Source organism: Vibrio sp. 2132-1, from assembly GCF_033344315.1.
In genome coordinates this window covers 95,399-108,962 of the sequence record NZ_JAWPON010000011.1, presented here as the reverse complement: position 1 = coordinate 108,962, position 13,564 = coordinate 95,399, and the positions used below count along the sequence as shown (strand labels likewise).

At 46.3% G+C, this 13,564-nt stretch carries 13 protein-coding genes; 10 read left to right on the top strand and 3 right to left on the bottom strand.

From position 1 onward, the window contains the following. From pckA to hslR, 3 genes are all read right to left on the bottom strand, one after another. Positions 1-1,629, bottom strand: coding sequence for a phosphoenolpyruvate carboxykinase (ATP) (pckA, locus tag R8N47_RS14105; RefSeq protein ID WP_005379288.1), 1,629 nt, complete (start codon positions 1,627-1,629; stop codon positions 1-3). 336 nt (positions 1,630-1,965) lie between these two features. Then, complete coding sequence (hslO, locus tag R8N47_RS14100; protein WP_005379290.1) at positions 1,966-2,841, bottom strand: Hsp33 family molecular chaperone HslO; 876 nt, start codon at positions 2,839-2,841, stop codon at positions 1,966-1,968. 31 nt (positions 2,842-2,872) lie between these two features. Next, the gene (hslR, locus tag R8N47_RS14095; RefSeq protein WP_005379292.1) at positions 2,873-3,259 is read right to left on the bottom strand and encodes a ribosome-associated heat shock protein Hsp15; all 387 of its coding nucleotides are present in this window, start codon (positions 3,257-3,259) and stop codon (positions 2,873-2,875) included. 253 nt (positions 3,260-3,512) lie between these two features. Here hslR and gspC point away from each other — a divergent pair, with 253 nt between their 5' ends. Genes gspC through gspL form a run of 10 tightly spaced genes read left to right on the top strand, consistent with a single transcriptional unit; the run spans position 3,513 to position 13,559 of the window. Next, positions 3,513-4,439, top strand: a complete 927-nt coding sequence (gene gspC, locus R8N47_RS14090) for a type II secretion system protein GspC (RefSeq protein WP_064353520.1) — start codon at positions 3,513-3,515, stop codon at positions 4,437-4,439. A gap of 36 nt (positions 4,440-4,475) precedes the next feature. Next, entirely contained in the window at positions 4,476-6,494 is a 2,019-nt protein-coding gene (gspD, locus tag R8N47_RS14085) for a type II secretion system secretin GspD (protein WP_005379295.1), read from the top strand. Beyond that, complete coding sequence (gene gspE / locus R8N47_RS14080) at positions 6,494-7,996, top strand: type II secretion system ATPase GspE (protein ID WP_005379296.1); 1,503 nt, start codon at positions 6,494-6,496, stop codon at positions 7,994-7,996. The genes gspD and gspE overlap by 1 nt, the downstream gene beginning before the upstream one ends. Continuing rightward, positions 7,996-9,213: a type II secretion system inner membrane protein GspF gene (gspF, locus tag R8N47_RS14075; RefSeq protein ID WP_005382993.1), complete on the top strand. Its 1,218-nt coding sequence runs from the start codon at positions 7,996-7,998 to the stop codon at positions 9,211-9,213. The genes gspE and gspF overlap by 1 nt, the downstream gene beginning before the upstream one ends. 59 nt (positions 9,214-9,272) lie before the next feature. Continuing rightward, positions 9,273-9,716 carry a type II secretion system major pseudopilin GspG gene (gspG, locus tag R8N47_RS14070; RefSeq protein WP_054579411.1) on the top strand — a complete coding sequence of 148 codons (444 nt, stop codon included), beginning with the start codon at positions 9,273-9,275 and terminating at the stop codon, positions 9,714-9,716. 29 nt (positions 9,717-9,745) lie between these two features. Beyond that, positions 9,746-10,345 (top strand): prepilin-type N-terminal cleavage/methylation domain-containing protein, encoded by a 600-nt coding sequence (locus tag R8N47_RS14065; protein WP_031779019.1) that lies wholly within the window; start codon positions 9,746-9,748, stop codon positions 10,343-10,345. Next, complete coding sequence (gspI, locus tag R8N47_RS14060; protein ID WP_005379300.1) at positions 10,332-10,721, top strand: type II secretion system minor pseudopilin GspI; 390 nt, start codon at positions 10,332-10,334, stop codon at positions 10,719-10,721. Before R8N47_RS14065 ends, gspI begins: the two co-directional genes overlap by 14 nt. Next, a complete protein-coding gene (gspJ, locus tag R8N47_RS14055; protein WP_005379301.1) occupies positions 10,708-11,385 on the top strand; it encodes a type II secretion system minor pseudopilin GspJ in 678 nt (225 codons plus the stop codon). The genes gspI and gspJ overlap by 14 nt, the downstream gene beginning before the upstream one ends. Then, positions 11,378-12,388, top strand: coding sequence for a type II secretion system minor pseudopilin GspK (gspK, locus tag R8N47_RS14050; protein ID WP_005379302.1), 1,011 nt, complete (start codon positions 11,378-11,380; stop codon positions 12,386-12,388). The genes gspJ and gspK overlap by 8 nt, the downstream gene beginning before the upstream one ends. After that, positions 12,357-13,559 carry a type II secretion system protein GspL gene (gene gspL, locus R8N47_RS14045; RefSeq protein WP_064353521.1) on the top strand — a complete coding sequence of 401 codons (1,203 nt, stop codon included), beginning with the start codon at positions 12,357-12,359 and terminating at the stop codon, positions 13,557-13,559. Before gspK ends, gspL begins: the two co-directional genes overlap by 32 nt. The last annotated feature ends 5 nt before the right edge of the window (positions 13,560-13,564 follow it).

Genomic DNA, 13,564 nt, shown 5'->3' with positions numbered 1-13,564 from the left:
TTAATCAATCTGAGGACCAGCCGCAACCAGAGATTTACCTTCAGCGTTGTCTGTGTACTTATCAAAGTTATTGATAAAGCGCGCTGCTAAATCTTTCGCTTTGCTTTCCCACTGAAGTGGGTCAACGTACGTGTCGCGAGGGTCTAGAATGCTAGGATCCACACCTGGTAGTGACGTTGGTACTTCAAGGTTGAAGATTGGAATGTGCTTAGTTGGTGCTTCTTCAATCGAACCATCAAGAATGGCATCAATAATTCCGCGTGTATCTTGAATAGAGATACGTTTGCCAGTGCCGTTCCAACCAGTATTCACTAGGTAAGCCTCAGCGCCTGCTGCTTCCATGCGTTTAACCAGTACTTCTGCGTATTTAGTTGGGTGAAGCGTTAGGAACGCCGCGCCGAAACAAGCAGAGAAAGTTGGTGTTGGCTCAGTAATACCGCGCTCTGTTCCCGCTAGTTTGGCGGTAAAGCCAGACAGGAAGTGGTACTTAGTTTGCTCGGGTGTCAATTTAGATACTGGAGGCAGTACGCCAAATGCATCGGCTGATAGGAAGATCACTTTATTCGCGTGACCGCCTTTTGATACTGGCTTAACGATATTATCGATATGGTAGATAGGGTAAGAAACACGTGTGTTTTCTGTTTTCGAACCATCATCAAAGTCGATAGAACCATCGCCACGTACTGTTACGTTTTCTAGCAGTGCATCACGACGAATTGCGTTGTAGATGTCCGGCTCCGCTTCTTTCGAAAGTTTGATGGTTTTTGCGTAACAACCACCTTCGAAGTTGAAGACACCGTCATCATCCCAGCCGTGCTCATCATCACCAATTAGCGCACGTTTAGGATCAGTCGACAGGGTCGTTTTACCCGTACCAGATAGACCGAAGAATACCGCTACATCGCCATCTTTGCCCATGTTAGCGCTACAGTGCATTGATGCGATGTCTTTTAGTGGAAGGAAGTAGTTCATCATCGCGAACATACCTTTCTTCATTTCACCACCGTACCAAGTACCACCGATAAGTTGCATGCGCTCAGTTAGGTTAAATACGGTGAAGTTTTCTGAGTTCAGGCCTTGCTCTTCCCATTTTGGATTAGTGCATTTTGCGCCATTCATTACTACGAAGTCTGGTTCAAATGTCGCTAACTCTTCTTCCGTCGGGCGAATAAACATGTTTTTAACGAAGTGCGCTTGCCATGCGACTTCTGTGATAACACGAATGCTCAAACGTGTATCTGGGTTTGCACCACAGTAACCGTCAACAACAAACAAGCGTTTGTTAGAAAGCTGGTTTGTGACCAGTTCTTTTAGCTCGTCCCACACTTCAGGAGTGATTGGCTTGTTATCATTTTTCACTTGATCAGACGTCCACCACATATGTTCTTCTGTCGTAGCGTCTTTGACGATGTATTTATCTTTTGGTGAGCGACCAGTAAAGATGCCAGTGTCAACGGCAACCGCACCTAGTTCAGTAACCACGCCGCGCTCATAACCGGTTAGGTCTTCACGCGTTTCTTCCTCAAACAACATTTCGTAGCTTGGGTTGCGAATAACCTCTTTTACGTTATGCAGTCCGTGCTTGGTTAGATCAAGTGTTGCAGCCTTAGTATGTTCCATAACGGTCATAGGTGCTCCTTATAAGGATTTTGTAGGGATTTTGTAAGAATGTTTTAATTTTAATCTGCTCACCATGCTAGCAACGGGGCGGGGAGAAAACAGGGAGATAGCTCAAAATTTACCCATGATTTCAATAAGGTTTTAGGTAACCCGTCACATATTGGTGGGAATAGTCTATCGTGCACGCAATCCTTTGCGCTAGGGCAAAATCATTATTAATTGTTTAAAATTAAGCAGTTGTTTTATTACGCTTGAGGCTAGTTATTACGAGGGGTTGATCACAAAAAGGCCAGCATTAAGCTGGCCTTTTGTAGGGTAAATTACGTGCTTGATAAGCTATGTAAATTAATGCAGGGTTTTCTTGTCTGTAGAAGCTTGTGCATACAGTTCAGTGACTTCAGATTCGTCGAACGTATAAGTTGTGCCACAGTAATCACAATGTAAAGAAACTGATCCAACTTCTGCCAAAATGTCATAAATTTCAGCTTTCTCAACGGTGATGATTGCTGCACCGCTACGCTCACGAGAACAGCCACAATGGAACTCGACAGGTTGCGGCTCGTACAGACGTACTTTGTCTTGGTTATATAGTCGATACAATAACTCGTTCGCTTCTAAACCAAACAATTCTTCATCTTTTACTGTGTCAGTGAGCTGCTCTAGATGTTCGAAATCATCTGGAGAGCCAGTGCCGTCAGGGATCACTTGAATCAACATACCTGCTGCGTGTGCTTTGCCTTCATGCTCACCAGTGCGGATCCATAGGCGCGTTTTTAACTGCTCTGAGTTTGCAAAGTAGCCTTCTAGCACTTCTGCTAAAGTGTCACCTTCTAGTCCAACGACGCCTTGGTAACGCTCGCCGTTTTTCGGTTCGATGGTGATCACAAGGTAGCCCTTACCCATTAGATCGTGAATATTTGCGTCATCGGCAACATCGCCTTCCCAGCGAGCTACGCCACGAACACGTTGGTTATGGTCACCGTTGATAACGGCAAGAGACACAGGACCGTCGCCTTGTAGCTGGATGGTGATCGAACCTTCGAACTTAAGAGTGGCAGTTAAAAGAGTAGTTGAAACGAGTAGCTCACCCAGCAGTTTCTCTATTGCTGCCGGATATTCCTTGCTGGAGATAACACGTTGGTACGCTTCATCTAATTGTACCAACTCGCCACGTACTGAAAGATCTTCGAATAGGTAGCGGTTTAAAACATTATTTGCCATGGAGTGCTTTCCTCGTTGGTAATTCCGGCTTTTATTGGTGTTTGAACTTAATGATGTCTCGGCGCTGCTTTTTATCTGGGCGGCGTTCCGGACTTGGGTTGTGGGCATTAAGCTTACGTTGAGTCGCGTGTTCCTCACGTTTCGCGATACTCTCATTGGTTTCGCGATATAAGGTTTGTGCGATGGGAGCGCCTCGGCGTTGATCTGAGATTTGTTCGATGATCACGATTTTTTCTTCGTTGCCTTGACGAAGTCTGACTTCAGCGCCCACTTCAACGATTTTACTCGGCTTGCTTCGTTGGCCATTATAGTGGACTTTACCGCCATCGACCATGTTACGCGCGATGGAGCGGGTTTTGTAAAATCTTGCGGCCCATAGCCATTTATCTAGCCTAACGGCTTCATTTAGGGAACTCATAGAACACTACGCTATCTAATCACTGCCCGAATACGGCAATGAGTGATGGATTATTCACCTACAGATGGAGTCAAGGCGTATTTTTTTCAAGGGAGTTGGCAAAAACTGCATAAGAAAAAGGTATGAAAGACAACTTGTGATATAGTTCACTGCTCTTTGTTGAGTAATAATTTTATTGCAAATTTAGCAATTTAAAGTCGATAGCTATCGTTATAGCTTAAATGACGGACGTTAGAATAAAGGAATCCATTCAGTGAAACGTTTAGAGCTAAGTGCAGGATTATCAAGCAGACCGCTACTGGCTCAGATCAAGTCCAATCATTATACCATTCAAGCCAAACTTAGCTTGTTGCTTACCTGTCTGTTTATTGCGATAACCGGATGGATACTTGGCAAAATTGTGTGGTTAGCCATACCTCAATCGTCGGAAGTGCCGCAATGGCGTCCATCGGCGAGTGGCGTTGTCGCGAGCAATAAAGGCGACGCGATAGATTTTAATGCCCTTCAGAATGCCAACCTATTCGGTAAATACACTGAGCAAAAAGCGGCAGTTGTAGAACAGCCCATTGTTAAAGACGCCCCTAAGACGCGCCTTAACCTTACGCTGGTCGGTGCGGTTGCAAGTAGTGATGCCAACACCAGCCTTGCTGTTATTGCTAACCGAGGTAAGCAAGCTACGTACGGTTTGGGTGAAGAAATCGAAGGGACACGTGCGACACTAAAAGCGGTATTGGTGGATCGCGTCATCATTGATAACCAAGGTCGAGACGAGACCTTAATGATGGAAGGTATAGAATATAAGAAGCTATCTGAATCGCCGCAGGTAGCCAGGGCGCAAGCTCAGCGAGCAGAAGCAGCGACGTCTGACGTTGGAGAGAAATTAGAGCAAATCCGCGAGGAAATTGCGAAAGATCCACAAAGCGTTTTTAAATACATCACCATTTCACCCGTCAAAAAAGACGGAGACATTGTTGGTTATCGAGTATCACCTGGTCGTGATGCCGCATTATTTAATGATGTAGGACTACAACCTGGCGATATTGCGGTTCAACTGAACGGGATCGATTTAAGTGACCCGTCTTCTTCAGTACAACTGATGCAAGTGATGAGCGATCCGCAAGAATTAAATTTAACTGTTGAGCGAGACGGCCAACAGTACGATATCTATATCCAATTGTAAGACTTAGGCAACCGGCGTAAGTTCAGGGAGACATACGTGAAACATTGGTTCAGCAAAAGTGCTTGGCTACTAGCAGGAAGTTTACTCTGCGTACCAGGTGCAATGGCAAACGAATTTAGTGCGAGCTTTAAAGGCACTGATATTCAAGAATTCATCAACATAGTGGGTCGTAACCTCGAAAAGACCATCATTGTTGATCCTTCAGTACGCGGTAAAATCGATGTCCGCAGCTATGACGTTCTTAATGAAGAGCAATACTACAGCTTTTTCCTTAATGTCCTTGAAGTATACGGTTACGCAGTCGTAGAGATGGACAATGGGGTACTTAAGGTTATCAAAGCAAAAGACTCAAAAACCTCAGCAATCCCTGTGTTAGGTGATGGCAGCGCGCAAGGCGATAGTGTTATCACTCGAGTTGTCGCGGTGCGTAATGTGTCGGTTCGAGAGTTGTCTCCTCTACTTCGTCAGCTGATTGATAACGCCGGTGCCGGTAACGTGGTTCATTATGATCCAGCGAATATTATCTTGATCACAGGTCGTGCGGCAGTAGTGAATCGCTTAGCAGAGATCATCAAGCGAGTTGACCAAGCCGGTGATAAAGAAATTGAATTGGTAGAGCTGCGTAATGCATCTGCTGCTGAAATGGTACGCATTGTTGAAGCACTGAATAAAAGTGCGAATCAGAAAAGCACGCCAGAGTTCCTTGAACCTAAAATTGTGGCCGATGAACGTACTAACGCGATTTTAATTTCTGGTGATCCAAAAGTAAGAGCCCGCTTGAAACGTTTGATTCGTCAACTTGATGTTGAAATGGCGACAAAAGGTAACAACCGAGTTGTGTACCTGAAAAATGCGAAAGCTGAAGATTTGGTGGATGTATTGAAAGGTGTTTCCGATAACCTGCAAGCTGAAAAACAAGCCGGTCAGAAAACATCAGGAGCATCGCGTGGTGAGGTCGTCATTGCTGCTCACGCTGCAACTAACTCGTTAGTTTTAACAGCGCCACCAGATATTATGATGGCATTACAAGACGTCATTTCTCAACTCGATATTCGTCGTGCTCAGGTTCTTATTGAAGCGTTAATTGTCGAAATGTCTGAAGGTGATGGTATTAACCTAGGTGTTCAGTGGGGTTCATTAGAAACGGGTGCTGTAATTCAGTACGGTAACTCAGGAGCCCCGATTGGTCAGGTGATGGTTGGGCTAGAAGAAGCAAAAGATCAAACCCGAACTGAATACTATACCAACTCTAATGGCGAACGAACGCCATATGATGTTACTGAATCAGGTGACTACTCTACGCTAGCGTCAGCACTTAGCGGAGTAAATGGTGCGGCAATGAGTATTGTCATGGGTGACTGGACAGCGCTAATTAGTGCTGTTGCTTCTGACTCCAACTCAAACATTCTATCTTCTCCGAGTATTACCGTAATGGATAATGGCGAAGCATCATTTATTGTGGGTGAAGAGGTTCCGGTTATTACGGGCTCTACGGCTGGCTCAAACAACGACAACCCATTCCAAACGGTTGACCGTAAAGAAGTCGGTATCAAACTCAAAGTAGTGCCACAAATTAACGAAGGTGACTCTGTACAGCTAAACATTGAACAAGAAGTTTCCAACGTATTAGGCGCAAACGGTGCGGTTGACGTTCGCTTTGCTAAACGACAGTTAAACACCTCTGTCATGATCCAAGATGGTCAGATGTTGGTTCTTGGTGGTTTGGTCGATGAACGCGCACTTGAAAGTGAGTCTAAAGTGCCGCTATTGGGTGACATTCCGGTACTGGGTCACCTGTTCAAGTCAACTAGCACGCAAACAGAAAAACGTAACTTGATGGTGTTCATCAAGCCGACGATTATTCGCGATGGTGTGACGGCTGACGGTATTACGCAGCGTAAATACAACTTTATTCGCGCAGAACAGCTTTATAAAGCGGATCAAGGGTTGAAGTTGATGGCAGACGAGAAGATCCCGGTTATGCCAGCCTTTGGCCAGGAGCGTCAGCACCCAACAGAGATTCAAGCGTTTATTGATCAAATGGAAAACAACTAATGGTTGATATGTTAGACACAGCGCCAAGTATGCGTCGTCTGCCATTCAGTTTTGCCAACCGCTTTAAACTGGTGCTGGAGACAGAGCATCCTGAGCGTCCACCTATTCTTTACTATGTCGAGCCGCTTAACCCTGCGGCTCTGGTTGAAGTCCGTCGTGTATTAAAGAAAAGCTTCGTACCGCAACCTATCGATAAAGAAGCCTTTGATAAAAAGCTGACCGAAGCATATCAACGCGACTCGTCTGAAGCGCGTCAGTTGATGGAAGATATTGGTGCTGATAGCGATGATTTCTTCTCTTTGGCTGAAGAACTGCCGCACGATGAAGACTTATTAGAATCGGAAGACGATGCGCCAATCATCAAATTGATCAACGCCATGTTGGGCGAAGCGATCAAAGAAGGTGCGTCGGATATTCATATTGAGACGTTCGAGAAAACCCTTTCGATTCGTTTCCGTGTCGATGGCGTATTGCGTGAAGTCCTGACTCCAAGCCGTAAGCTAGCGCCTTTGCTAGTTTCTCGTGTGAAGGTTATGGCTAAACTAGATATCGCAGAAAAGCGTGTGCCTCAAGATGGCCGTATTTCGTTGCGTATCGGTGGTCGTGCGGTGGACGTGCGTGTATCTACGATGCCGTCCTCACATGGTGAGCGCGTGGTAATGCGTTTGTTGGATAAAAACGCGACTCGTCTTGATTTACATAGTTTGGGCATGACACCTTCAGTGCATGACAACTTCCGTCACTTGATTGGCCGCCCTCACGGTATCATCTTGGTGACGGGCCCGACAGGTTCTGGTAAATCAACCACCTTGTACGCTGGCTTGCAAGAGATCAATAGCAACGAACGCAACATTCTAACGGTTGAAGACCCGATCGAATTTGATATTGATGGCATCGGTCAAACTCAGGTGAACCCAAAGGTCGACATGACGTTTGCGCGCGGCTTGCGTGCCATTCTGCGTCAGGACCCGGATGTGGTGATGGTCGGTGAGATCCGTGACTTAGAAACCGCACAAATTGCAGTGCAAGCGTCCTTAACGGGTCACTTGGTAATGTCGACTCTCCACACCAACACCGCAGTGGGTGCGATTACGCGTCTACGTGATATGGGTATTGAGCCATTCCTTATTTCTTCTTCGTTATTAGGGGTGCTAGCGCAGCGCTTAGTTCGAACGCTTTGTCCAAGCTGTAAAGAGCCGTATGAAGCCGATGCGGAACAGAAAAAACTGTTTGGTATGGAAGCGCATGAACCGTTAGAACTGCACCGAGCAAAAGGCTGTGAAGCGTGTAACCAAAAAGGCTACCGAGGTCGAACAGGTATCCACGAGCTCATTATGGTTGATGAGCAAGTACAAGAGTTGATTCACCGAGAGTCTGGTGAGCAAGAAATTGAGAGAGCCGTTCGCGCCCATACGCCAAGTATTCGCAGCGATGGTTTAAGCAAAGTGCGTCGTGGCATTACGTCACTTGAAGAAGTGATGCGAGTGACGAAGGAAACCTAATGGCGGCATTTGAGTACAAAGCGCTAGATGCAAAAGGCAAGCATAAAAAAGGCACGATAGAAGGGGACAACGCCCGACAAGTGCGCCAGCGACTCAAAGAGCAAGGGATGATCCCGATTGAAGTGGTTGAGACGAAAGCTAAATCGGCTAAGTCTTCAGGTTCAGTCAGCTTTAAGCGCGGCATCTCAACATCTGAGTTAGCACTCATCACACGTCAATTGTCTACGCTAGTCCAATCAGGAATGCCTTTGGAAGAGTGTTTGCGTGCGGTCTCTGAGCAGGCTGAAAAGCCGAGGATTCGTTCTATGTTGGCTGCGGTTCGCTCGAAAGTAACTGAGGGTTATCCGCTCGCCGACAGTTTTGCCGATTACCCACACGTGTTTGATGAACTGTACCGCTCCATGGTTGCGGCGGGCGAAAAATCAGGTCACCTCGATACCGTATTAGAGCGTTTGGCAGACTACGTCGAAAACCGCCAAAAGATGCGATCTAAATTGCTTCAAGCCATGATTTATCCTGTAGTTTTGGTGGTATTCGCGGTTGTCATCGTTTCGTTCTTATTGGCGACAGTTGTTCCTAAAATCATTGAACCCATCATTCAGATGGGCCAAGAGTTACCTCAATCGACGCAATTTTTACTGGCAGCCAGTGAGTTTGTGCAAGATTGGGGGCTGATTATTTTCGTTGTGCTGGTGGCGCTTTTCTATGGCCTCAAACTGGCGTTGCAAAAGCCAGACTTTCGCTTAGCTTGGGACAGAAAAATCTTGAGCTTACCGCTAATAGGTAAGATCTCTCGAGGTTTGAATACCGCACGATTCGCACGAACACTTTCGATCTGTACTTCCAGTGCGATTCCAATTCTCGAGGGTATGCGCGTTGCGGTAGATGTTATGTCTAACCGTTATGTGAAGCAGCAAGTCTTGCTTGCAGCGGATAACGTCCGAGAGGGCGCTAGTTTGCGTAAGGCGTTGGACCAAACTCGCTTGTTTCCACCAATGATGCTACACATGATCGCCAGTGGTGAGCAAAGTGGTGAATTAGAGAGCATGTTGACGCGGGCAGCCGATAACCAAGATCAAAACTTTGAATCAACAGTCAATATTGCTCTGGGTGTGTTTACTCCTGCGCTGATTGCATTAATGGCTGGATTAGTGTTGTTCATTGTGATGGCGACCTTGATGCCAATGCTAGAAATGAATAACTTGATGAGCGGATAATTTCGAATTAAGACGTGTCTACTAACGGCATGGCTTTAATCTAACTTTCGGAGAAAAAAATGAAGTTTAAGCGTAGTAAACAACAGGGTTTTACACTTTTAGAAGTGATGGTTGTTGTGGTTATCCTGGGTATTTTGGCAAGTTTTGTTGTTCCAAACCTATTGGGTAACAAAGAGAAGGCTGACCAACAAAAAGCGATTACGGATATCGTAGCGCTGGAAAATGCCCTAGATATGTACAAGTTGGATAACAGCGTTTACCCAACAACGGACCAAGGTCTAGAAGCATTGGTTAGCAAGCCATCTAACCCAGAGCCACGCAACTACCGTAATGGTGGTTACATCAAACGTCTTCCTAATGACCCTTGGGGCAACCAGTACCAATACTTAAGCCCAGGTGATAACGGTACAATCGATATCTTCACTCTAGGCGCAGATGGCCAAGAGGGTGGAGAAGGTCCAGCTGCAGATATTGGCAACTGGAACATGCAAGACTTCCAATAATTGAGCCTAAGCCAGCACTAATGAAACAAATGCGAAAACATAACGGTTTTACATTGATAGAAATTCTATTGGTGCTGGTTTTGCTATCTCTTACGGCTGTGGCCGTGATCTCGACGTTACCGACTAGCCAAAAAGATCTTTCCAAACAGTATGCTCAAAGCTTTTTTCAGCGTTTACAGCTGCTCAATGAAGAAGCGGTGCTGAGCGGTAAAGATTTTGGCGTTCGAGTGGATGATACCAAATCGACCTACGCTCTACTGAGTTTAACCTCAGAAGGTTGGCAGCCTCTGAAATTAAAGCAGATTCCGAGCAAAACCAAGCTAGAAGAAGATATTACGCTACAACTCGAGCTCGGAGGTGGTGCTTGGGATAATGATGAGCGCTTATTCAAACCAGGTTCTCTTTTTGATGAAGACATGTTCGCAGAAGAAGAGGACGAAAAGAAAATTCAGCCACCGCAAGTGTTTATCTTTTCCAGCGCCGAAGTCACGCCATTTACCCTGTCTTTTTTTCCGCAAAATGGTGATGCCTTTAATGACGGTTGGCGAGTCATTGGCAAAGAAAGTGGACAAATTTTGTTATTAGCTCCGGGCGAAGAAGTGAAAGAGGATGAGAATGCGCAATTTTAAGCAAGCTCGCCCAAATTTGAGTCATCGCCGGACGAGAGGCATGACCTTACTGGAAGTATTGGTCGCACTGGCAATTTTCGCTACCGCTGCCATCAGTGTCATTCGCTCTGTGAGCCAGCATATTAATACAATCAGTTATCTAGAAGAAAAAATGTTTGCAGCCATGGTTGTGGATAATCAGATGGCAAATGTGATGTTGAATACCGGAGAACTCAAAGCGAAAAACGGCACAGAAGAGCTGGCAGGACGCACTTGGTTCTGGAAAGTCACGCCAGTCGCCACGACGCAGCCATTGCTGAAAGCATTTGATGTGAGCGTCTCGGTAGAGAAAAGCGCGAGCCCTGTATTAACGGTACGAAGCTATGTGGCGCAATAATCATCCCCGCGCAAACACGCGCCAAAGGGTAAAAGGTTTTACACTTATTGAAGTGTTGGTATCGATTGCCATCTTTGCCAGTTTAAGTGTCGCAGCGTACCAAGTGGTATCGCAAGTACAGCGTAGCAATGCGCTATCACAAGAACGAACCCAACGCTTAAACGAAATTCAGCGTGCCATGGTTATGATGGATAACGATTTTCGTCAAATGGCGATGCGTCAAACGCGTACTAATGGTGAAGAGCCTTCTAGCCGGCTAATTTTTTGGTCCGATTACCTGTTGGACTCCGATACCAAAGGACTGATGTTTGCCCGTTTAGGTTGGCACAACCCTCAGCAGCAGTTCCCTCGTGGAGAAGTAACCAAGGTTGGCTATCGCTTAAAAGAAGAAACACTGCAGCGAGTATGGTGGCACTATCCTGATACGCCGGTTGGGCAACAAGGCACTGTTACTCCATTGCTAACGCAGGTCGAGTCATTTGATATGCGTTTTTATGATGGTAAGCAATGGAAAAAAGAGTGGGCTGAAGAAAAAGCGCTGCCGAAAGCGGTTTCTGTTGTTCTCACTCTCAAAGACTATGGAGAAATTGCCCGCACTTATCTCACTCCTGATGGCACATTGAGTCAGAAAGAGGAAAGTTCAGGAGACAGCAATAATGGTTAACCGTCAGCGCGGTGTTGCTTTGATTATAGTGTTGATGTTGCTGGCGATTATGGCGACGGTTGCCGCCAGCATGTCGGAACGTTTGTTCTTGCAGTTTCAGCGAGGCGCTAATCAAATCAATTACCAGCAAGCGTACTGGTACAGCCTTGGCGTCGAGGCGCTAGCAAAAGTGGGTATCGAACAAAGTTATAAAGACACCGACACGATTAATATGAGTCAACCGTGGGCGATAAAAGAGCAAGTCTATCCGTTAGATTATGGTCAAGCGGCGGGACGAATTAGAGACAAGCAAGCGTGCTTTAATCTAAATGTATTGAGTCGTGTGCAACCAACGGGTCAGCAAATTACAAGACCATATTTAGTGAATGTATTGCAGCGCCTATTAGAAGAGTTGGATGTCGAGCCATATCAAGCAGAAATCATTGCAGACTCTACTTGGGAATACATTGATGCTGATGACTCTGTCCGTTCGACTACTGGGGTTGAAGACAGCACATATGAAGCGATGAAGCCTTCCTATTTGGCATCAAATGGTTGGATGGCAGATGCTTCCGAGTTACGGGCTGTCTATCAGGTGAGTGGTGAAATTTTCCAAAAATTGGAGCCGTTGGTCTGTGCATTACCAAGTGATGACTGGCGTTTAAACGTGAATACGATTGATGTTGAGCAAGCTCCGATTTTGGTGGCAATGTTCTCACCAAACTTAAGCAGTAGTGATGCGATTCAGCTAATTGAAAAACGCCCATTTGATGGGTGGGATAGCATTGATGAATTTTTAGCAGAGTCAGAAATGGCTGGCTTAAGTGAAGATGTAAAGAAAAACGCCAAAGGCTATTTGGGTGTGGATAGCGCCTTTTTTGAATTGGATGCACAAGTGTTGGTGGATGAATCACGTGTACGTATCCGAAGCCTTTTGCAAAGTACAAATAGAGAAACGGTGACCGTAGTTCGCCGTCGTTTTGGAGGGATCAGTGAGCGAGTTTCTGACCGTTCGGCTGAGTAGCGAACAACAAAGTACCATTCCTTGGGTGGTGTGGTCGACAGATCAACAGGAAGTGATTGCTAGCGGTGAAATCGCCGGGTGGGAACACTTAGATGAGTTGGTCTCATATGCTGGTCAGCGCCAAGTTGTGGCGCTGTTGGCGAGTAATGATGTGGTCCTGACGCAAGTGGATATACCACCTGGTGCAACACGCCAATTCGAGGCGATGTTACCGTACTTAGTGGAAGACGAAGTTGCTCAGGACGTTGATGGCCTGCACTTTAGCGTGTTGGGTAAACAAGCGGATAAAGCGCAGATTTGCGCAGTTGAACGTGCTTGGATTCAGACTGTACTGCAACGTTTCTCAAGCCAAGGTATCGCTATTAAACGCATTTTACCCGATGTGCTTGCGTTACCGGTTCGTGGAGAGCACAGCTGTGCTGCAATGATTGGCGAGCAATGGCTAATTCGTCACTCTGCGACAGAGGGCGCGGTTGTCGACGCTTCTTGGTTAGACCTTTACCTCTCTTCTTATCTACAAAATCATGAAGGTTGGAAGCTCGATTGCTTTAGCTCGGTCCCGGAATCTGCGTTACCTGAAATATGGGATCCGCAACCAGAAGAAATGACGATGGCTTTACTGGCGAAGGGGGTGACAGAAAGCAAAGTCAATTTGCTGACTGGGAGCTTCAAGCCGAAATCTTCTTGGGGTAAATACTGGAAGCTCTGGCAAAAAGCCACCATTGCTGCGGGGGTGCTTATCGTCGTTATGGTTGCGCAGCAGTTGCTCGTGGTCCATAAGTACGAAGCACAAGCTCAAGCGTATCGTGAGGAGAGTGAGCGTATTTTCCGCCAGGTGTTCCCAAATAAACGACGCATTCCTACCGTTAGTTACCTCAAACGACAAATGGATGATGAAGAGCGCCGCTTATCTGGTGGAAGTGGTCAGCAGGCAATGTTGTCATGGTTGGCGGCATTACCCGCGACGCTTGGTCAGGTCAGCGACTTGGAGATCACTAGCTTTAAATACGACGGACAACGTGGCGAAGTACGTATTCAGGCTCGTAGTTCAGACTTCCAACCTTTTGAGCAGGCTCGTGTGAAATTGGCAGAGAAGTTTAATGTTGAGCAAGGTCAGTTGAACCGTAGCGATAACGTTGTGGTTGGCAGCTTTGCTTTGAAGCGTTTGTGAGGTGA

Bases quoted from the DNA above. Each gene is read 5' to 3' on its own strand.
- pckA (WP_005379288.1), bottom strand. From the start codon at position 1,629: ATGACCGTTATGGAACATACTAAGGCTGCAACACTTGATCTAACCAAG.
- hslO (WP_005379290.1), bottom strand. From the start codon at position 2,841: ATGGCAAATAATGTTTTAAACCGCTACCTATTCGAAGATCTTTCAGTA.
- hslR (WP_005379292.1), bottom strand. From the start codon at position 3,259: ATGAGTTCCCTAAATGAAGCCGTTAGGCTAGATAAATGGCTATGGGCC.
- gspE (WP_005379296.1), top strand. From the start codon at position 6,494: ATGGTTGATATGTTAGACACAGCGCCAAGTATGCGTCGTCTGCCATTC.
- gspF (WP_005382993.1), top strand. From the start codon at position 7,996: ATGGCGGCATTTGAGTACAAAGCGCTAGATGCAAAAGGCAAGCATAAA.
- gspG (WP_054579411.1), top strand. From the start codon at position 9,273: ATGAAGTTTAAGCGTAGTAAACAACAGGGTTTTACACTTTTAGAAGTG.
- R8N47_RS14065 (WP_031779019.1), top strand. From the start codon at position 9,746: ATGCGAAAACATAACGGTTTTACATTGATAGAAATTCTATTGGTGCTG.
- gspI (WP_005379300.1), top strand. From the start codon at position 10,332: ATGCGCAATTTTAAGCAAGCTCGCCCAAATTTGAGTCATCGCCGGACG.
- gspJ (WP_005379301.1), top strand. From the start codon at position 10,708: ATGTGGCGCAATAATCATCCCCGCGCAAACACGCGCCAAAGGGTAAAA.
- gspK (WP_005379302.1), top strand. From the start codon at position 11,378: ATGGTTAACCGTCAGCGCGGTGTTGCTTTGATTATAGTGTTGATGTTG.